This window comes from Microcoleus sp. B7-D4, assembly GCF_036705125.1.
Taxonomy (GTDB): Bacteria; Cyanobacteriota; Cyanobacteriia; order Cyanobacteriales; family Microcoleaceae; genus Microcoleus.
In genome coordinates this window covers 16176-36042 of record NZ_JAUBTT010000067.1, presented here as the reverse complement: position 1 = coordinate 36042, position 19867 = coordinate 16176, and the positions used below count along the sequence as shown (strand labels likewise).

The 19867-nt window shown below is 44.6% G+C and carries 13 protein-coding genes; all 13 read left to right on the top strand.

Annotated features, from left to right (window positions below; genetic code table 11):
• The first annotated feature begins 6 nt into the window (after nucleotides 1-6).
• The 13 genes from QUB12_RS24835 (at nucleotide 7) to QUB12_RS24775 (ending at nucleotide 19797) form a co-directional block, all read left to right on the top strand.
• Nucleotides 7-879 (top strand): hypothetical protein, encoded by an 873-nt coding sequence (locus QUB12_RS24835; RefSeq protein ID WP_333308849.1) that lies wholly within the window; start codon nucleotides 7-9, stop codon nucleotides 877-879.
• Nucleotides 880-1117: 238 nt separating this feature from the next.
• Nucleotides 1118-3367 (top strand): NHLP family bacteriocin export ABC transporter peptidase/permease/ATPase subunit, encoded by a 2250-nt coding sequence (locus QUB12_RS24830; protein WP_333308847.1) that lies wholly within the window; start codon nucleotides 1118-1120, stop codon nucleotides 3365-3367.
• A complete protein-coding gene (locus QUB12_RS24825; protein WP_333308845.1) occupies nucleotides 3357-6104 on the top strand; it encodes an NHLP bacteriocin export ABC transporter permease/ATPase subunit in 2748 nt (915 codons plus the stop codon). Before QUB12_RS24830 ends, QUB12_RS24825 begins: the two co-directional genes overlap by 11 nt.
• 752 nt (nucleotides 6105-6856) lie before the next feature.
• Nucleotides 6857-7888 (top strand): cyclic nucleotide-binding domain-containing protein, encoded by a 1032-nt coding sequence (locus QUB12_RS24820; RefSeq protein WP_333139139.1) that lies wholly within the window; start codon nucleotides 6857-6859, stop codon nucleotides 7886-7888.
• A 5-nt stretch (nucleotides 7889-7893) separates the two neighbouring features.
• On the top strand, nucleotides 7894-9513 hold the full coding sequence (locus QUB12_RS24815) for an NHLP bacteriocin system secretion protein (protein ID WP_333308843.1): 1620 nt from the start codon (nucleotides 7894-7896) through the stop codon (nucleotides 9511-9513).
• Between the two features lie 55 nt (nucleotides 9514-9568).
• A complete protein-coding gene (locus QUB12_RS24810) occupies nucleotides 9569-10654 on the top strand; it encodes a hypothetical protein (RefSeq protein ID WP_333308841.1) in 1086 nt (361 codons plus the stop codon).
• A gap of 259 nt (nucleotides 10655-10913) precedes the next feature.
• Complete coding sequence (locus QUB12_RS24805; RefSeq protein ID WP_333139145.1) at nucleotides 10914-11393, top strand: chemotaxis protein CheW; 480 nt, start codon at nucleotides 10914-10916, stop codon at nucleotides 11391-11393.
• Nucleotides 11374-12693 (top strand): CheR family methyltransferase, encoded by a 1320-nt coding sequence (locus tag QUB12_RS24800; protein WP_333308839.1) that lies wholly within the window; start codon nucleotides 11374-11376, stop codon nucleotides 12691-12693. The genes QUB12_RS24805 and QUB12_RS24800 overlap by 20 nt, the downstream gene beginning before the upstream one ends.
• A gap of 16 nt (nucleotides 12694-12709) precedes the next feature.
• Nucleotides 12710-14308, top strand: a complete 1599-nt coding sequence (locus QUB12_RS24795; protein ID WP_333308837.1) for a methyl-accepting chemotaxis protein — start codon at nucleotides 12710-12712, stop codon at nucleotides 14306-14308.
• A gap of 30 nt (nucleotides 14309-14338) precedes the next feature.
• Nucleotides 14339-14623: a hypothetical protein gene (locus QUB12_RS24790; protein ID WP_333308835.1), complete on the top strand. Its 285-nt coding sequence runs from the start codon at nucleotides 14339-14341 to the stop codon at nucleotides 14621-14623.
• A gap of 32 nt (nucleotides 14624-14655) precedes the next feature.
• Nucleotides 14656-15384: a chemotaxis protein CheW gene (locus QUB12_RS24785; protein WP_333308833.1), complete on the top strand. Its 729-nt coding sequence runs from the start codon at nucleotides 14656-14658 to the stop codon at nucleotides 15382-15384.
• A gap of 18 nt (nucleotides 15385-15402) precedes the next feature.
• Nucleotides 15403-18522: a hybrid sensor histidine kinase/response regulator gene (locus QUB12_RS24780; protein ID WP_333308831.1), complete on the top strand. Its 3120-nt coding sequence runs from the start codon at nucleotides 15403-15405 to the stop codon at nucleotides 18520-18522.
• Between the two features lie 225 nt (nucleotides 18523-18747).
• On the top strand, nucleotides 18748-19797 hold the full coding sequence (locus QUB12_RS24775) for a chemotaxis response regulator protein-glutamate methylesterase (RefSeq protein WP_333308828.1): 1050 nt from the start codon (nucleotides 18748-18750) through the stop codon (nucleotides 19795-19797).
• Nucleotides 19798-19867 lie beyond the last annotated feature (70 nt).

The following is a 19867-nucleotide window of genomic DNA, read 5'->3' as shown; positions in this document are numbered from 1 at the left end:
AATGTCATGACTTACTCAATGTTCTCTCAAAATAATATTGATGCTCTACAAAATCATATCCAAGAAATTCAAAAAGCTGTTGCAAGTGATGAACAGCTTATACCCACTATTTCATATTGGTCACTTCAAAAATCTCTTTCAAATCTGCAAGGTCTAACTCAGTTATATTTTCCATTACGTGGAGTTTCAGAAGGAGATATTCCTCAATTTATGCCTCTTTTTATATTTGTTGAGGCTACAATTTATCAGATTGACGAAGAATATGAAAATCATATTAACACTCCACAATTTATATCGAAACATATATCAGTGTTGCAAAATGTATTAAGCCAGCTTAATCTATTTGATAATGAAATAGCTAAGGAACTTGAAGAAGGATTGATTTACTACAGATTAGAACAAAAATTTTGCTTAGGAGCAAGGCCAACCCAAGATGATATTGATAAAGCCAGTTTATTCAAATGTTATGACATAGGTATCCTTCAACGGATTTTATTGAAAATAATCAACCAACCCTATGATGAAGAATTTCTGTCAATGTGCCAACTCTTTTGCCAAATTTGTAAAATATGTACTGATATTGAAGATTACAAAAAAGATGTTGAGCGCAATGTTATTAATACCTATCGAATGTTTGTGCGTTTGTATGGTAAAGAAGCACCTCAACAATTGCTGAATTATATGACAGGCTTAAATATCAAGTTGCAACATCAAATCAAGGTATACCAAAAAAAACAACCCGATCTAGCTCAAAAATTTATTGATATGCAGAATACATATGTTGAATATGAAATGAGATTCTCAAAGAGAGATTTCATTGACGGTTTAGTAATTCCAGAAATTTCCGAACCAATTTTAGAAAAAAATACTCTTCCATAAAATGTGCGTTTTCCTTCTCGTCTGGTTCGGACAACTGATATCCCTCATCGGGTCAGGTCTGACAAGCTTTGCATTGGGAGTGTGGGTGTACCAGCGTACAGGTTCAGTTAGCCAATTCTCTCTAGAACTTCCATTTTCTGGCGCTAGAAGCAAACCATTACTCTACTTTCTTGACAAAATAACCAGTTTATAGACAACCTTTTTAAGTTCTTGCTTGAAAGCATTGAGGAGTAACGCAGTGTTTAATGAACAGCAGCCCAAGAAGCGTGTTAAAACGCCTACAATATTGCAAATGGAAGAAGTAGAATGCGGGGCAGCAGCACTGGGCATCATGCTGGGTTATTACGGACTCTTTGTCCCCCTAGCCAAACTGCGGCAGGAATGTGGCGTTTCTCGTGACGGCAGCCAACCTGCCAGCATCGTCAAAGCTGCTAGACAATACGGCCTGCGGGCAAAAGCCTTTAAAAAACAAACTTCCCAGTTGGCTAAAATGCGACTACCAGCGATCGCATTCTGGAATTTCAGCCATTTGTTAGTAGTCGAAGGCTTTGAAAAAGACCGAGTTTACATCAACGACCCAGCAACTGGACCGCGCACGGTTTCATTACAGGAATTTGACGAGGCATATATCGGTTTTATCCTAGCAATGGAACCGGGGCAGGAGTTCAAGCGGGGGGGACAACCGCCTAGCGTATTGCGATCGCTCCTACAACGCTTGCAAAGCTCGGTGGGAGCAGTTTCGCTCAGTGTCTTGCTTGGCTTTTTGCTAGTATTTCCCGGACTGGTACTACCTGTGTTCAGTCAAGTATTTGTCGATCAAATCCTCGTTGAAGACCGCACCGACTGGCTGCGTCCATTGCTGCTGGGAATGCTCCTCACCGCCCTAATTCAGGCGTTTTTGTTCTCCCAGCAGCGACGCTATTTAAGACAGTTGCAAATTAAATTAGCCGCCAGTATGTCCAGTCAATTTTTCTGGCATATGTTGAAACTCCCTGTCGGATTTTATACCCAACGGTTCCCCGGTGAAATCGGCGGAAGAGTGAAGCTAAACGACAAAGTTGCCCAGGTCATTTCCGGCAGTATGGCAGAGACGATCATCAACATAGTGATGACAATTATCTACCTGTTGGTCATGTTTGCTTATAACCCACTGCTAACAGCGATCGCTCTGGTCTTGGCAGTTGTAAACATTGTGGCGCTATTAGGAGTCGGAGGTTGGCTAGAAGAAGCTTTCATGGAGCTTGATAAGGACCTTGGCAAGGAGGAGGGGGTAGCTATCGCCGGAATTCAAAGCATGGAAACCTTAAAAGCCTCAGCGCTAGAATCGGACTTTTTTGCCCGATGGTCGGGTTATTTCGCCAAATCAGTTAATTCCTATACAAAAATAGCCGTACCCTATGAGATTCTGCAAGTCCTACCTATCTTACTTACAGCATTAACAACCACGCTAGTGCTGACAGTAGGTGGTTGGCAAGTTATGGAGGGGAAGATAACTATCGGGATGTTGGTAGCATTTCAAGCGCTGCTAATAAGCTTTCAGACACCCATTAATCAGTTGATGGGGTTTGGTATTACTCTGCCAACCTTAGCAGGCAACCTGATGCGGTTAGATGACGTACTGGCAAATGATACAGATCCATCACTTGCAAAAAGCAGTATCGATACCAAAAGTCAGACTTCAAAAGTTACACCTCAAAACAAAAAACCTAAAACTTCATCTTCTACCCTTGATTCCTCTACAATTCGCCTGCAAGGACATATCGAACTTCGTAACGTTACTTTTGGGTATGCAAAAGTCAATCGACCCCTAATCGAAAACTTTAGCTGTACGATTCAACCGGGGCGGCGGGTGGCTTTGGTGGGGGGCAGTGGCTCTGGAAAATCGACGGTTGCTAAATTAGTCGCGGGACTTTATGAACCTTGGTCGGGCGAGATTTTGTTTGATGGTAAGCTGAGAAATGCAATTCCCCGTTCGGTTATAATAACGTCGATGGCTACTGTTGAACAAGAAGTTTTCCTATTTTCAGGAAGCGTGCGCGATAACCTAACACTATGGGATACAACAGTTTCTGATTCCCAACTTCGTCGCGCCTGCATTGATGCCAAAATTCAAGATGTAATTCTAGCGATACCGGGTGGCTATAACGGCGAACTATTGGAAGGGGGTGCGAATTTAAGTGGTGGACAACGCCAACGGTTAGAAATTGCGCGATCGCTAATTTATAACCCTTCAATTTTGATTTTGGATGAAGCAACCAGTGCCCTCGATGGAGAAACAGAACAGTTTATCTACAATAACCTGCGGCAACGTGGCTGTAGTTGTTTGATTGTGGCACATCGCCTCAGTTCAATTAAAGACTGCGATGAAATCATCGTGTTAGATCGCGGTGTTGTAGTGGAGCGAGGAACGCACGAAGAATTAATTCAAATAGGTGGATTCTACGCTGAACTGGCTCAAGGTGAGGAAGAACAAGAAAATGAAGAATAAATATACCCCTTTTAATTCCCCCAAATTTGTTTCCCAAGGTGAGGTATTGCTGCTGGATAATCCGCAACAAGTCTCGACAATTCAATCTGGCTCAGTGGCTGTGTTTGTTAGCCCAGTTAAAGATGGAACTTTGCAAGAAAATCGGCGGTATTTATTCACAGCAGAAGCGGGTGAAGCTTTGTTTGGATTTGCAACGGATATTGATGATTTATCAAAATTCAAAAGTCCCAACACTTTATGTATTCTGGCAGTTCCCGTTACAGACTCGACCTTGCTACATTCCCAGCGTTCAGAATTAGATAACAATCCCGACCCCGATCCCACTTTGCCATCTGCCAGCAATCTTCTAACCGCTTGGTTTAGACAATTGAGTTCCGTATTTGACCTCAGCGGAATTTTGCTACCCGCGCCTGAACTTTCGAGCCATACACCGTGGCAAACTCAACTCACTGTTTTAGATAACTTCCATCAGCAGTTTTTTAGCTGCTTGCAAGAACTAGAACAGCAGTCTCAATTAGAGACTCTGGCGCAGTTTGAAGAACGGGAACGCCTGAACCAATCTGCAACTGTGGGTGCGTTGGCGAATTTTGTTTCTCTAATTGCGCCCAAACAAGCTATTGCTACTTTTATCGGAGATCCCCTCCTAGCAGCCGCAGGAGCCGTAGGACACGCGATGGGGATTGAGATTAAGCCGGCGGGTAAGTCGGAAAATATGCAGCGGGTAAAGGAGCCACTGGAGGCGATCGCCCGTGCTTCCCAAATGCGAATTCGACGGGTACTTCTGACAGAACGTTGGTGGCGAGGCGATTGTGGCCCAATGCTCGCTTATCTTCAAGCAGATAATACCCCAGTGGCGCTACTAATAAATAACAAGCGCAACTATGAAATTTACAACCCGGTAACTGGACAGCGACTTTTATTGAGCGATCGCACTGCTAAATTACTGGCTGCCAATGCCTATATGTTTTATCCGCCTTTCCCGGAAAAAAAGATAGATTTGCTAACGCTGTTTCAGTATTCCCTGCGCGGTAGAGGACGGGAAATTCTTAGTATTGTGGTGTTGGGGATTGCTGGGGCTTTAGCGGGGATGGTGGTTCCCCAAGCAACAGGTATCTTAATTGATACTGCCATTCCCGATGCCGATCGCGGGTTGTTACTTCAGCTCACTTTGGCCTTAGTAGCTGCTAGTTTTGGTGTAGCAATTTTTCGACTGGCTCAAGGAGTTAATTTGGGCCGGTTTGAAGTCTATTCCGTGTTCAGCTTACAGAGTGCCATGTGGGATCGGCTGCTCAAACTGCGGCTTACTTTCTTCCGCCAGTATTCCTCTGGAGAGATGCTGTCCCGCGTTAATGCGATTAACCAAATTCGCGACAAATTGGGCGCTGAAAAGTTAGATATTCTGTTCAGAAGTTTATTTTCCTTGCTAAATTTAGGACTGCTGTTTGTCTACAGTCCCCCACTAGCATCTATTGCGGCTGTAATAGTCTTCCTCACTGTTATTGTCACAAGTATTGCCGGTTATTTCAAACGCCAGAAAACTGCTCGTCTGGAAGAACTGGAAGGTGAAATTGGTGGACTTACTATTCAGCTAGTCGGCGGAATTTCAAAACTTCGCACTACAGGCGCGGAAGGACGAGCCTTTGCTTATTGGGCGAAGTATTATCAACAGCAACTGAAATTGATGCAGGATAACCAATGGATTGAAGATGCGATCGCTACTTTTAATCTATTGCAGTCTAACCTAACCCTTATCCTCATTTTTTGGATGACTGCTAGCTTGCTGAATCAGGCACAAACAGATAGGATTACTACCGGAACCTTTCTAGCATTCAATGCCGCGTTTGCTATCTTTATTACAGGAGTAACAACTCTCAGCAACACGCTGATCGATATGTTAGAAATTGGGGTGTTGTGGGAACACGCCAAGCCGATCGCAGACGAATTGCCAGAGGTAGATTTAAATAAAGCCGATCCGGGGCGACTTTCGGGATATGTTAAGCTAGACCACGTTACCTTCCGCTATCGAGAAGATGGGCCATTAAATCTGGATGATGTGACCATCGAAGCCAAACCGGGTGAGTTTATTGCTTTTGTTGGTCCTTCTGGTAGCGGTAAATCTACCACTCTGCGGATGTTACTGGGTTTCGACGTTCCCGAACAGGGTACTGTCTACTACGACGGACAAGATTTATCGGGTTTAGATGTTGCTGCGGTGCGTCGTCAACTGGGTGTGGTGTTACAAAACGGGCGCATCAATAGCGAAAGCGTGTTTGAAAATATTAGCGGTGGTGCATTAATCGGTATGGAGGAAGCTTGGGATGCGGCGCGGATGGCAGGGTTTGCCGAAGATATTGAAAATATGCCGATGGGGATACACACGGTGATATCAGAGGGGGGTGCAAACTTATCTGGCGGACAGCGACAACGGTTACTGATTGCCCGTGCGTTGGTATTGAAACCGCGAATCATCTTTTTTGATGAAGCGACCAGTGCGTTAGATAATCGTACCCAAGCAATTGTGAGTGAGAGTTTGGATCGCCTGAAGGTGACGCGAATTGCGATCGCCCACCGTCTTAGTACCATTCGTAATGCCGATCGCATCTACGTGATTGAAGCCGGTCGTGTGGTTCAGCAAGGTACTTTTGAGGAGTTAGCTTCTCAGGAGGGTATGTTTGCCAAATTGATAGCGAAGCAGGGGAAAACCAAGAGATTCACTGCGGATAGCACGCAAGTTTAAGGAGAACCCCTGCCACTCCCCTACGTAATTTCTCGGAGGGCAAAGACTAACCAAGCGTGGCATACTTTTATAAGCCTCAAAAGTCATCTACCAAAAGAAAGATTTTATTTTATACTTAGAAGGGTGAGTTGGTTATAACTGACATCTTGCAGCAATATCAATAAGAGGATTTTTCGTGGGGTCGGGCGGGTCTATAGAACCTATTTGCAAGCTTTAAGGCTGTTGGCGAACCCGCCCCTACGGCTAATTGAGAATGGTGCAATATCTCAGTTATAAGGGTGAGTTGGGGCGAAACCTGGAAATTAAGAGACGCGATCGCCCACCGTCTTAGTACCATTCGTAATGCCGATCGCATCTATAGCAATCCTAAATGATTCGTGTAATTCTTGTAGGGGCAAACCCCCCGTGGTTGCCCCGCCTTGGCTGGGGTAGGCACGGGGAGTAGGGGTAGCACTACCCCTACATATTTTTACAAATGATTTAGGATTGCTATACGTGATTGAAGCCGGTCGAGTGGTTCAGCAGGGGACGTTTAAAGAATTAGCTTCTCAGGAGGGTATGTTTGCCAAATTGATAGCGAAGCAAGGAAAGGTGAAAAACTGAAAAAGGGAAAAATTCGATAACCTGCCTCCACGGATTTTACTGTATCTATCAGCCAAAACTGCAATTATTCCACCTTTTTACCGCTTTTATCCACGCTTTACAATGCGATCGCCCATATAAACAAAACCGCCCTCTCATTAGTTTCAACCATGCCACCTGTACTTACCCAACTCAACAACTTAAAAGTTCTCGAACCACCCGATATAGAGTGGATGGTTCAAACGGGCACTCACAAAGAAATGCCGGTTGATACAGTGCTGATTCAAGAAGGTCAGCACTCAGACTCAATTTACTTTATCCTCGACGGTACTGTAGCAGTCTTAATTTCGCAGAACAATTCCGAAGACGATCAAGAAATTGCTCGTTGCAGTAAAGGTGAAGTAGTTGGCGAGATGTCCTTCATAGACGATCGCCTCCCCTCCGCCACTGTCAAAACCGTAGAACCCTCGCTAGTATTAGCTTTATCTAAACGGCAGTTACAAATAAAGATGGAGCGAGATCCAGATTTTGGGGCTAGACTTTACCAAGAACTGACTGCCATCTTATCCTCCCGCCTACGAAGTGTCTCTAAATTACTAGCGCAAAACAAAATCGTCCCAGGACAAGCATTGCGAAAAGTCCTATTTCTCTTTGCCATCCTGAATGACAATGATATCGACTGGATGGTAACTCGTGGCAAAAAACAAAATGCTCCCGCTGGAACCTCGTTAATTCAACAAGATCAGCCCGTAGAAGCCTTGTACTTTTTGTTACAAGGCAATTTGGCAGTAATATTTTCCATGATGGTAGAGGGAAAACCAGTGGAAAAAGAATTGGCACGACGGGCGAGTGGAGAAATTGTCGGTGAGATGTCTTTTGTAGAAGCAGGGAACGCCTCTGCAAGTATTAAATGTGCGGAGAATTCAGTGGTATTAGCCGTACCGCAACAGATGCTAAGAGAGAAAATACAACGCGATCGCGGATTTGCAACTCGCTTTTATCGCGCCATTTCTCTGGTGTTAATCGATCGGTTGCGTGAAGGCTTAATACAACGTGGTTTTGGTCAAAAAGCTTACAGCCAAGACCAACAACTAGCCGAGGACATTGAGTATGAAGATGAAATTCCTCTCGACGTGCTAGAACCAACCCTCCTGGCAGGTACTCGGTTTAAGTGGATGATGAATCGGCTACAAAGGAATTAATTGTTATGACTGCTTCAGATATAAATGATACCCCAGAGCAACAGCAATCTCTAGAATCTGTTGCTTCCCCAGAACGCCTTGACCAACTCATGCAAGTGGTCAAAACCAAAGACTTTATCCCAGCTATAGCTGTGGGGGGATTTATGGTGATGGCGCTAGTTTGGAGCGTGGTTGGTAGAATTCCTATCACTGTGACAGGACAAGGAGTATTGATTTCACCGCAACGAGTTGTAGAATTACAATCACCGATTGCCGGACAGTTAGAATCTTTACTCATTAAAGATAATCAATGCGTCAAAAAAGGAGAAATTATAGCGACGATTAAACCCACCGAGTTACAGGAACAACTGAAACTACAACAAGCTAAACGCCAGCAATTAATTGTACAAAATATCAAAACTAATTCACTCCAAAAGCAGCGTACCCAACTGGAGCAAGAAGAGATTGCAGCAATGAGAGCAAATCTGACCCAACGGTTGCAAGATGTTCAAGCCATGTCTGGGGTTCTCAAGGAGCGAGCTTTAGCTACTATTGGGCAGCAACGCCAAACTCTGCAACAAAGGTTTCAGAATACGCAGGCATTAGCGTCTGTTTCTAAAGAACGAGAGTTAAGTGCTATTAAACAGCAGCGTCTTTCCCTTGAGGAAAGTCTTCAGGATGTTTCTAAGATAAATCCAGTGCTCAAAAAGAGGTTAGACGGTCGAAAGGCTCTTCTAACTGAAGGCGCGATATCACAGGATACAGTTTTGGAGGCGGAAAATGATTATCGAGAAAACCGTACTCAAATTTCTAGTATTCAAACTCAGTTAAAAGAATTAAGCAGTAAAGAAGTAGGGATTGATAAATCTTTTCGAGAGAATCTCAACCAAATTTCTGACATTCAAGCTCAATTGCAGCAACTTAATAGCCAGGAGATTATAGTTGAAAATTCTTTTAGAGAAAATCGCAGTCAAATCTCAGAAATTCAATCTCAGCTACAAGAGTTAAACACCCGCAGCAAACGCTTAGAACAAGACAATTTAAAAGCATCTAACGATCGAGAAAACGAAATTGCGGAGAGCTCTCGCGCTGTTGCCCAACTAGAACAGCAAATTAAGGAGCGGAGCTTAATTCAAAGTCCCCAAGAAGGTTGCATTCTAGAAGTCAGTATTGTAGTTGGACAAGTTGTCAGTCCGGGTATGCGCTTCGGTGCTCTGCAAACTCAAGAGCAAGGAAAAGTTCATCTGACTAGCATCGCCTACTTTGATGTGAAAAATGGTAAGCGGATCAAGCCCGGAATGAAAATTCAAATTACACCGGATACGGTCAAGCGGGAGCGATTTGGAGGTATTGTCGCAATGGTGAAATCCGTGTCTGCCTATCCTGTTACCTCAACCGGAGCAGCTTCAAAATTAGGTAATGCTGAACTGGCAGATAGGCTTACCGAAAAAACCGCCAAGGTGGAGGTGATTGCAGAGTTAATATCAGAACCCAGTAATGTCAGCGGCTACCAGTGGTCATCGTCGAAGGGACCAGATATGAAGTTGACACCGGGAACTACAACAGCGTTGCGGGTAAAGGTGGAAGAACAAGCGCCGATTACCTTTTTGCTACCGTTCTTACGCGAGTGGACCGGAATTCAATAGATGATAGCTGTTAATAAATTTATTTTTGCCAACTTAGTTTTGGAGTTGACCTGACATGAGTTCGTTAAATTCTCAAAATTTTAAATCACCACACCACTCTGAAGAAAACTTAGAACGGACTCCCATTACCTTTGCGTCGGCGATTGCTAAACTCACAAACTTAGCTCTTGAGGAGTTCGATCGAGAAATTGCTCAAAAGCAGCTTTACTATCACACCCGCGAGCATATTAATAACGTACAGCACCGAGCGAACATTATTTTTCAAGCAATCCGTCCTCATTGGGAAACATCCCTAAAGGACAATGCTGCGCCAGATTATATGGCACGAATGCAACTTCTACTAGATATTTGTGCAACTGCCCATGATATGCTGCAACTTTTTGTTCCTGAAACCCAACCTCACAAGTCCAGACGACGCGAGATGGGTGTAAGTGAGGCAGCAACAATTGAAAAGTTGTTTGAATACATTAACATCCTAAATCAACAGCAATGCGAACAAAATCTGAATAGTCTTGCACGGTTCTCGGATGCAGACTTATTGATTATTCAAGACGCCATCGAAGCCACCATTTGCATATACGAACCATCCGAGCAAGCGATTTATCAACCTGCTCTTTATGACTCCAGCAAACCTCTATCACCTCTAGCGATAATTATTGCCTTAGCAGATATTGGAGCATTGGGAATGGAAGGAGTAGCCGCCTATGAGCGAGAAGGTAGTCTTTTGTTCTTAGAAGAAAATCCCGATGTCATTCCCATCTTATTAAATCATAAAACTTTGGCTTCGGAAAATCCAGAACTTTATGAGAATATCCGGCAGCGCCTTCTGAGGCGTGCTCGCTTCCAAATCAGCTTTGCCAAGTCACGGCTGACTCGATATGCCCGTGAGATTGAACATTTGCCAGCAGATGCAATTGAAGTTCTGACTTATCAGGTCTTTCAATATTTAAATCCGACAACGATTCAAGAGATTGATTCAAGGACTCCTACCGCCGAAGATACACCACTTGAAGCATTGATTACATTCTTCAAGTTGGAGCATTACATAAGTAGTATAATTGAAAAGACAGGTGTTGAGAACGAGCTCACCATTATTTGTGGTCAAAATGTCCAGAATATCCTTGACATTCCTAGGGAATGAGTGTAACAATTAATATTGACTATATTGGTTACTACAAGGAGCATCTCATATTTGTAAAAACAGTTCTTCGGGCTCCTTCTTTCTGACTCTTGCCTCCTGTCTCGTGTCTCCAAACTCCAATTTCTAGCTGGGCTGCACAAGTGATATGCTCCCGACTACAGTCAAAAACTTAGCCGACTTTAAACAGTTTTATGTGTAATTTTTAACTTCAAAACTTCTGTATTTTTACCTACTATTTGAGGAAGCAAGAGGTCTTACCATGTTAATGTTACTCTTCTATATTGGAAAAGATTCCTATGCCATCGAGAGTTCTCGCGTGGTAGAAGTAATACCTAGAGTTCCTCTCAGGAAGATGAATCATGTACCGGAGTATGTCGCAGGATTATTTAACTACCGAGGTAAAATCGCACCTGTTATTGACCTTTGCCATCTGATTCAGGGAAAACCAAGCGGCTTTAAATTGAGTACGCGGATTATTATGGTCAGCTCTTCCACTAATGATAATAGGCTGCAATACCTGGGATTGATGGCGGAACGGGTAATCAAGACATTGGATAAGCCAGAAACTGAATTAGTAAATTCCGATGCTCGCATGAACGTAGCACCTTACTTAGGCGGAATGATTCTCGATCAAAACGGCATGATTCAGCGGATTCATCTGGAGCAACTATTCACTGATGCACGACACCTTTATTTAGCAGCAGGAGCGCCCAATACTGATGAGCCTAGCAAAAATTGAAACCTTGTTAAGTCAAAAAATTGGAATTGCCGCTAATATCATCGGCTCTCACAAAATTGCCAAAGCCGTCCAAACTCGTCAAACAGCTTGTGGTTTACCCGATTTTGATACCTATTTCAAAGTTTTACAAACCTCACGCCAAGAATTAGAAGAACTCATTGAAAAAATTGTAGTTCCAGAAACCTGGTTTTTTCGCGATCGCAAACCCTTTGATTTCCTGATCAACTACGTCCGCTCTGAATGGTTAAACAAATCAGGTTCGACCAAACTGCGTCTGTTAAGCGTACCATGCTCCAGTGGCGAAGAACCTTATTCAATGGCGATCGCGCTACTGGAGGCTGGCTTGTCTGTAAATCGGTTCAGCATTGATGCGATCGATATTAGCAAACAGGCGATCGCCAAAGCGCAGCGAGGCATTTATGGGAAAAACTCATTTCGGGGCGAAGACTGGATTGAGCGCGATCGTTATTTTCAACAAACAGTAGCCGGCTATGAAGTCATTGCACCCGTTCGGAATACCGTTAAGTTTCGCCAGGGCAACCTTTTAGATGTGTTTTCTGATGCCGAAACCAAGTATAACATTATCTTCTGTCGCAATCTATTAATTTATTTGGAACCCACTGCCTGTACTCAAGTCTTCAATACCCTAGATCGTTTGTTACTTCCAAACGGATTACTTTGCGTCGGATCGGCTGAAACCGGAAAAGTTCCCAGCCATCCCTTTATTTCAATTCGACAATCCTTTACATTTGCGTACCGGAAATCTGATATCATTCAATTGCAGTCGCCATTGAGAGAGACTTCAGCATCTACTGAATTAAAGCAAAGCTTACCGTTGAACAAAAGTCACATAACCCAGATAGAACAGCCCCGAACTCTAGCAGGCAATACCTCATCTACCGCGATCGTTACCCGTCAGTCTACTTCTCAATTGCCTTCTAAAGCAATCCAATCAACAGATAAAGTCAGCAGCACAAAAACTCATTCGGGGCTGGAACTGGCTAGACAATTAGCGGATGTCGGGCAAGTAGAAAAGGCAATTAATCATTGCCAAGAATATTTGGCTGGCAACTCTACTAATGTTGAAGCCTATACTTTACTGGGTACATTGTATCAAGCAAAAACTGAAAATGCTCAAGCTGAGCGATATTTTCAGAAAGCACTTTACCTTAATCCTAACTGCTACGAAGCCCTGATACATCTATCTCTTTTGAAAGAACATCGGGGCGATATTGTGGGTGCAGAAATTCTTAAGCAGCGAGTTCAGAAGATACAGCAAAATACCCAATTATGCGGATAACAATGAGGCAGTATTTATGGTGAATAACGTGTTCAAAGATCAATCTTTACAAGGTCGCATTAAGACCGCTTTCAATTTCATGGGAGCATTGGTTCTTATCGTAGGGCTAGTGGGCTTAATCTCTACGTTGCGCTTAAGTGGTAACATCGATACATTAAGCAATAATAGTTTGCCGAGCCTGGTTGGATTGTGGAAAGTCAACGAAGGCCAAACCCAGATTGAATCGTCAGAACGAGCTTTATTGATTGCTGGACTAACCGCCCAGGAACGACAAGCTGAGTTAGAGCGAATCAAAAAAGCTTGGAATCAAATCGAGGAAGGGTTTAAGCAGTATGAAGCCACTCCTCGAACGGAAGAAGAGAATAGAAACTATAAAAACCTTCAGAGTAACTGGGATAGATGGAAAAACGATCATGAAGATTTTCTCAAACTAAACCAGCAATTTGAAAGTTTAGGAATTCTGCATCCCTATGCCAGAGAGGTGGAGTTAATTGGTCAGAGACCAATTAATCCTCTAGAAATAGCCAATACTCGAAAAGCCCTTGGTGTTTTCGAGCAGCTACGCAATCGTGCCAAGACCAATCGTGCCTCCTTTGATACTGCAACAGCAGCGATTCTAGAAGCACTGAGAATTAATGAAGACACTGCTACTATAGCCGAAAAAAATGCCACTCAAGCTATTAGCCAATCACAGTTTTGGACAATTATTGCTATGCTGATCGGCCCTGGGGTAGCAATTCTTTTAGGCCGATTTCTCAGTAATGCGCTGATTCAGAGCTTGCAACAGTCAGTGGTGCAAATTACAACCTCTGCAACTCAAATTGCAGCATCTGGTAAAGAATTAGAGGCCACTGTTGCTGAACAACTTGCTTCCACCAATGAAGTCACCGCCACTGCACAGGAAATTGCTGCAACCTCCAGAACTTTGGTAAAGACAATGGAACAAGTTGCTGGGATGGCTCAAACAACCGCCATCTCTGCAAACGACAGTCAGGATGAACTCGCCGAGATGGAAAATGTCATGAGGCAACTGGCGGAGGCAACGACTTCTATCTCCTCCAAACTAGGAGTGATGAATAAAAAAGCCGGAAACATCAGCAATGTTGTGACCACAATCACAAAGGTCTCAGACCAAACCAGCCTCCTGTCACTGAATGCAGCTATCGAAGCAGAAAAAGCGGGAGAATATGGTGCGGGTTTTGCGGTTGTTGCGCGAGAAATTCGACGACTTGCCAATCAGACGGCAGTCGCTACGCTCGAAATTGAGCAAATCGTAAAAGATATGCAATCGGCGGTTACGGTTGGTGTGATGGAAATGGATAAATTCAACAACTCGGTGAACAATAGTGTAGATCGAGTCAGCAAGATTAGCGACCAAGTTGCGAAAGTCATCACTCAAGTACAGAGTTTGCCACCTCGATTTGAACAAGTCAGTCAAAGCATTGAAGACCAATCGGAGGGGGCGCAGCAAATTAGCGAGGCAATGGAGCAACTCGGTCAAGCTTCTCATCAAACAGTGGATGCTTTACGTGAAACGAATAGTGCCTTGGAACAACTGGATGATGCAGCCCAAGGATTACGGAAAGAGATATCCCGGTCTAAGACTTATCGGTAAAGATGGTTAACTATAGCCTTTCTCAGTAACATGAGGTACTCATTGGGCATGGGGCATGGGGCATGGGGCATGGGGCATGGGGCATGGGGCATCGGGCATGGGGCATGGGGCATCGGGCATGGGGCATGGGGCATGGGGCATGGGGCATCGGGCATGGGGCATGGGGCATCGGGCATGGGGCATAGGCATTGGACTCGCCCCCATACATCACAACGCTTGAGAACCGCTATAGAAGGAATGAGGAAGAATATCGAGGTGAAGAATGCTTATACAGCAAACTTTTTAGCCCGACATTTAGCCCGACATTACGTTTAATTAGGTGGATTTACTTAACAACCAAATTAGTTATGACTAACCCTTGGAGTGAACCATTGACTGTAGAAAGCTCCCTGAATGACTGCTGGAATCAAATTGGGGTCATGGGCGATCGCTCATGCGGTCAATTAGCAACTGTGATACATTGCTATGAATGCCCAGTTTATGCAGAAGCTGGCGATAGTTTGCTAGAACGCGAACCACCACTGAATTACTTAGATGAGTGGCTCAATATTCTGGCAGAAACACCCGTAGACCACGAGGATGTAGAAGGCGATGAAATAGTCATCCACACAGCGGATGCTATTTCGGTCATGATCTTTCGACTTGGGAATGAGCGATTAGCTCTTCCAGTCCGAATTCTGCAAGAAGTGACCCCTCCTTGTGTCATTCAACCCCTGCCCCATCGCAGCAACGAGTTATTTTTGGGACTGGTGAACATTCGCGGGGAAACGTTGCTTTGTGCTTCCCTGAGTCATTTGTTGAATTTAGAATCGGCTAAGGAGACTTCCTCCACTGTCACATCCGCCAATGCCAAACGAATGATAATGGCAGGGCAGGGAAACGATAAGTGGGTCTTTCCGGTTGATGAAGTTCATGGAGTTTACCGCTTCCACCTAAATGAATTACGAGATGCCCCTATTGTGATTACTAAAGCCACTGAGGCTTACACCCAGGGAATTATTCATTGGCATGGCAATCAAGTCAATTATCTCGATTCTGAATTGTTGTTCTACACCCTCAATCACAAAATTTTGTAGCAGAACACGGAGCGGATTATGAGCGATCACTCGAAGTTGGAGCTATTTCGTCAGGAAGTTGAAACTCAGGTCACCATCCTCAAGGAAGTGCTTCCTATACTCAAAACGCAACCATTCTCTATGCTCGAACTTGGGCAAGCAATTCAGGCAGCCCACTCGGTATGGGGAACTGCTCGAATTGTAAAGATGGAGGCGATTTCCCATCTGGCACAACTCATTAAGGAGTGTTTGATTACCGCTCAGAACAAGACCGTTACCCTAGGTGATGAGCAAATTGATGTCTTACTTCATGCGGGTGATTTACTTTTGGGTATGAGCAAAGTGACAGAGGAGGAGCAGGAGCGGTGGATGAGGGAGCATTCCTGGGATTTGGCAACGACCCAAAAAGCTATTTCGATCGTCTTGTCCTCTGAAGTTAACATGATGGCTGTTCCTTCAGTTCAGGCGAACGAAGTGGGTACTGATGTGTCTTCATTTAGTCAGGAGACAACATCTTCTGAGTCTGTACCGAAGACAACTTTAGTTGTCCCTTCTGAACTTATCCCTTCTGATAACGCAGGACACGAAGAAAGGGCGATCGCCATTTCCTCCAACCCAACTATCACAACAACGCCTACAGTACCCCCAAATGTAACAGTGGCAGCGGATACTACAAAAACAACGCCTACAGCACCCCCAGTTGTGTCAGCGGCACTGGATACTACAAAAACAACCCCTACAGCACCCCCAGATGTAACAGCGACGCTGACTGGCGATGACTCCATGATGGACTTATTTCGCCTGGAAGCAGAAGCACAGGTTGCTATCTTGAATGAGGGATTGCTGGCATTGGAAAGCAATTCTCAATCGACGCAGGCATTGGAAACATTAATGCGAGCAGCCCACTCGATTAAGGGGGCTGCTCGCATTGTTGGGCTCGATGCGTTAGTCAATATAGCTCATGTGATGGAGGACTGTTTTGTGGCAGCACAGAACAAGACAGTGGTACTGAATCCCGATTGTGTCGATGTGCTGCTTCAAGGTGTGGATTTGCTCGAAGGTATAGGTCAAGTAAGCGATGTAGAATTAGCCAGTTGGTTAGCAGAACATAATGCCGAATTTGAAATAACAAGAGGGGCGATCACTGCTATTTTGACCCCAGAATCTGCACCCAAACTCGATCGCGCGAGAGTTAGAGATGGAGAAGAGGAAAATATAGTTTCTCAGTCCCGTGTTTCAGTCGCTTCTACAGTTTCCGAATCATCCCTAGAAATTTCCAACCAATCTAGCATTCAGTCCACATCTTCATATACCGCGATCGCGATCGATCAAGCTGAATCATCGCCATCAGACGTGATGGTGCAGGAAAGTCCAGAGCGGGGTAAATCTTCCTCTTCAGAATCAGAACACGCGGCTACTCAAGATCGCGTAGTGCGAGTCAGTGCTGAGAACTTAAATCGAATTATGGGGCTCGCAGGTGAGTCACTGATTGAAGCCAACTGGCTGCAACCCTACGCAGACTCCATGATGTCCCTGAAACGGCGGATGGTCGAAATTTCCAGAACGCTAGAACAGTTGCAGGATAGCCTTGAACACGGTGCCTATCAGCCAGAAGGAAAGGAGTATCTAGAAACAGCAAGAAACCAAGAACAAGAGTGTCTAGACTTTCTGGGCGAGCGCTTGGGGGAACTGGAGCTATATGCCCAACGGACTGCTAATCTGTCCGATCGCCTCTACCGGGAAGTCATTACCTCGCATATGCGTCCCTTTGTGGATGGCGTACAAGGCTTTCCGCGCATGATCCGCGACTTGGGACGCAAGTTGAATAAGCAAGTTAGGTTAGAAATTGTAGGTAAGGCAACGCCGGTCGATCGCGACATTCTCAAAAAGCTGGAAGCTCCCCTGACTCATATCTTGCGAAATGCAACGGATCACGGAATTGAACTACCAGACGAACGGACTGCTGTTGGAAAATCGGCGGTGGGTATGATTCGACTGGAGGCATTTCATCGAGGTGGAATGCTAGCAATTACCATTTCCGACGATGGGCGAGGTATCAATCCAGAGCAGTTGCGCCAAAAGGTGATTAACAAAAACCTGGCAACTTCGGAAATGGCAGCCCAGCTTACGGATGCTGAATTGATGGAGTTTCTGTTTTTACCTGGATTCTCCACCGCTAAACAGGTAACGGAAATCTCTGGAAGAGGTGTGGGTCTGGATATTGCTAAAAGTATGGCACAGGAAGTAGGCGGAACGGTGCGTGCTATATCGCAACCGGGCAAAGGAATGAGTTTCCACTTTCAACTGCCGCTAACGCTGTCGGTGGTTCGCACGTTGTTGGTGGAAGTTTCTGGCAAGCCGTATGCGGTGCCCCTGGCTCGCATCGATCAGATTGTTACTGTGGAGCGATCGCACATTTCGGAGGTGGAAAATCGCCAATACTTTACGATGAATCAACAAAATATTGGTTTAATCGCTGCCCATCAAGTTCTAGAATTACCTGAACCATCCTCTAATCCAGGTTCGCTGTCTGTGGTGGTGATCAGCGATCAATCTAATCCCTATGGTTTGGTGGTGGACAAGTTTTTAGGTGAGCGCGATTTAGTGGTTCGACCACTCGATCCGCGTTTGGGCAAAGTACCTGATATTAGTGCCACATCTATAATGGGAGATGGCTCGCCGATTCTAATTGTTGATGTATCGGATCTGGTGCGATCGATCGATGCTATCCTCAACGCCGGACGATTAACAAAGGTGGGAGGCGAGGTAACGGATGTCGTTAAAGACAAACGCAAGAAAGTTTTGGTTGTGGATGACTCGATCACGGTGCGGGAAATGGAACGTAAGCTGCTAGAAAATCGCGGCTATAGCGTGGATATTGCTGTCAATGGGATGGAGGGATGGAATGCTGTTCGGACTAACCACTACGATTTAGTGATTAGTGATATTGATATGCCACGCATGAATGGGATTGAACTGGTGAAGCAAATGAAGAACCATTCCCGTTTGTATTCCATTCCTGTGATTATTGTGTCTTATCGCGATCGCGAGGAGGATCGGATTCAGGGCTTAGAAGCGGGTGCAGATTACTATCTAACTAAAAGTAGTTTTCATGATGCCACCCTGATTGATGCCGTCGTGAATTTAATTGGGCGTTGATAAGTAGAATGAAGAAGGCAGAAGGAAGAAGGCATAGACACCGAGCTTTTGACCCAGCCCAAAAACGGATACCGTGCCACGTACTCCTGTCGTGGAAAGATAAAAAATTTAGACCAAAGTTCAAGATCCCTGATTTATCTGTGGGGTAAATCTAAAATCTAAAATCTAAAATCTAAAATCGACTGACTCATCCGTGTTTTACGTTTAATTTAGGGGGATTTGCTGATGAGAATTGCAATTGTTAATGATTTGGCGATCGCAACTGCTGCACTCCGACGGGTTTTGCAGACAGTTTCTGACTACCAGGTGATTTGGACTGCACGGGATGGAGCAGAAGCAGTTGCTAAGTGCGCTCAAGATACGCCCGACATAATCTTAATGGATTTACTGATGCCTGTCATGGATGGAGTAGAAGCAACCCGTCAGATTATGAAACACTCTCCTTGTCGCATTCTGATTGTTACAGCCAGTGCTGATAAAAATCTTGCAAAAGTTTATGAAGCGATGGGACACGGCGCTTTAGATGCAGTTGATACACCCGTTTTGAGTGGAGCAGACAGCGTTAATACAGCAAACGCGCTACTCGCTAAAGTTGGCACAATTCGCAAACTGCTAAAACAGCCTTCTTCAACAAAGATACAAGCAAAAAAGTCCATTTCATCGCTGGAATTGGATCGACGAAGTGGACTTTCATCTACTGTATCTACTGTCCCGTTAGTGGCGATTGGATCGTCTACAGGTGGCCCGAAAGCATTAGCAACCATCCTTTCGCAGCTACCTGCTAGTTTTGGTGCAGCGATCGCGATCGTCCAACACATAGACGATCAGTTTTCTAGTGGATTGGTTGATTGGTTGAGACAACAAACAGTATTGCCCATAAGAATTGCGGTTGCGGGCGATCGATTGGAAAAGGGAACTATTTTAGTGGCAGGTACTAACGATCATTTGTATTTAAAACCGGACTTGACTCTCGGCTACACCAAAGAGCCGATTAATTATCCCTATCGTCCATCAGTTGACGTATTTTTCAAGAGTGTTGCTCAACATTGGACGCGCAAGGGAACTGCGATTCTGCTAACAGGAATGGGTAGAGATGGGGCGGAGGGATTAAGCGTATTGAAGCTTCAAGGTTGGCACACGATTGCTCAAAATAAGGACAGTTGTGTGGTATATGGAATGCCTAAAGCAGCGGTTGAGTTGAATGCTGCTGTAGAGGTTTTATCACCAGATGCGATCGGCACTACCCTCCGCCAAAATCTCATACTAAACCGCTAATTAAGTAAATACATCTAATAAAACGTCAAACACGGATTAGTTAAAAGCTGGCTCTCTATACTGACTTTAT

Coding starts and splice junctions, on each gene's coding strand:
- QUB12_RS24805 (WP_333139145.1), top strand. CDS start 10,914: ATGTTAATGTTACTCTTCTATATTGGAAAAGATTCCTATGCCATCGAG.
- QUB12_RS24810 (WP_333308841.1), top strand. CDS start 9,569: ATGAGTTCGTTAAATTCTCAAAATTTTAAATCACCACACCACTCTGAA.
- QUB12_RS24835 (WP_333308849.1), top strand. CDS start 7: ATGACTTACTCAATGTTCTCTCAAAATAATATTGATGCTCTACAAAAT.
- QUB12_RS24790 (WP_333308835.1), top strand. CDS start 14,339: ATGAGGTACTCATTGGGCATGGGGCATGGGGCATGGGGCATGGGGCAT.
- QUB12_RS24785 (WP_333308833.1), top strand. CDS start 14,656: ATGACTAACCCTTGGAGTGAACCATTGACTGTAGAAAGCTCCCTGAAT.
- QUB12_RS24795 (WP_333308837.1), top strand. CDS start 12,710: ATGGTGAATAACGTGTTCAAAGATCAATCTTTACAAGGTCGCATTAAG.
- QUB12_RS24815 (WP_333308843.1), top strand. CDS start 7,894: ATGACTGCTTCAGATATAAATGATACCCCAGAGCAACAGCAATCTCTA.
- QUB12_RS24825 (WP_333308845.1), top strand. CDS start 3,357: ATGAAGAATAAATATACCCCTTTTAATTCCCCCAAATTTGTTTCCCAA.
- QUB12_RS24775 (WP_333308828.1), top strand. CDS start 18,748: ATGAGAATTGCAATTGTTAATGATTTGGCGATCGCAACTGCTGCACTC.
- QUB12_RS24820 (WP_333139139.1), top strand. CDS start 6,857: ATGCCACCTGTACTTACCCAACTCAACAACTTAAAAGTTCTCGAACCA.
- QUB12_RS24780 (WP_333308831.1), top strand. CDS start 15,403: ATGAGCGATCACTCGAAGTTGGAGCTATTTCGTCAGGAAGTTGAAACT.
- QUB12_RS24800 (WP_333308839.1), top strand. CDS start 11,374: ATGAGCCTAGCAAAAATTGAAACCTTGTTAAGTCAAAAAATTGGAATT.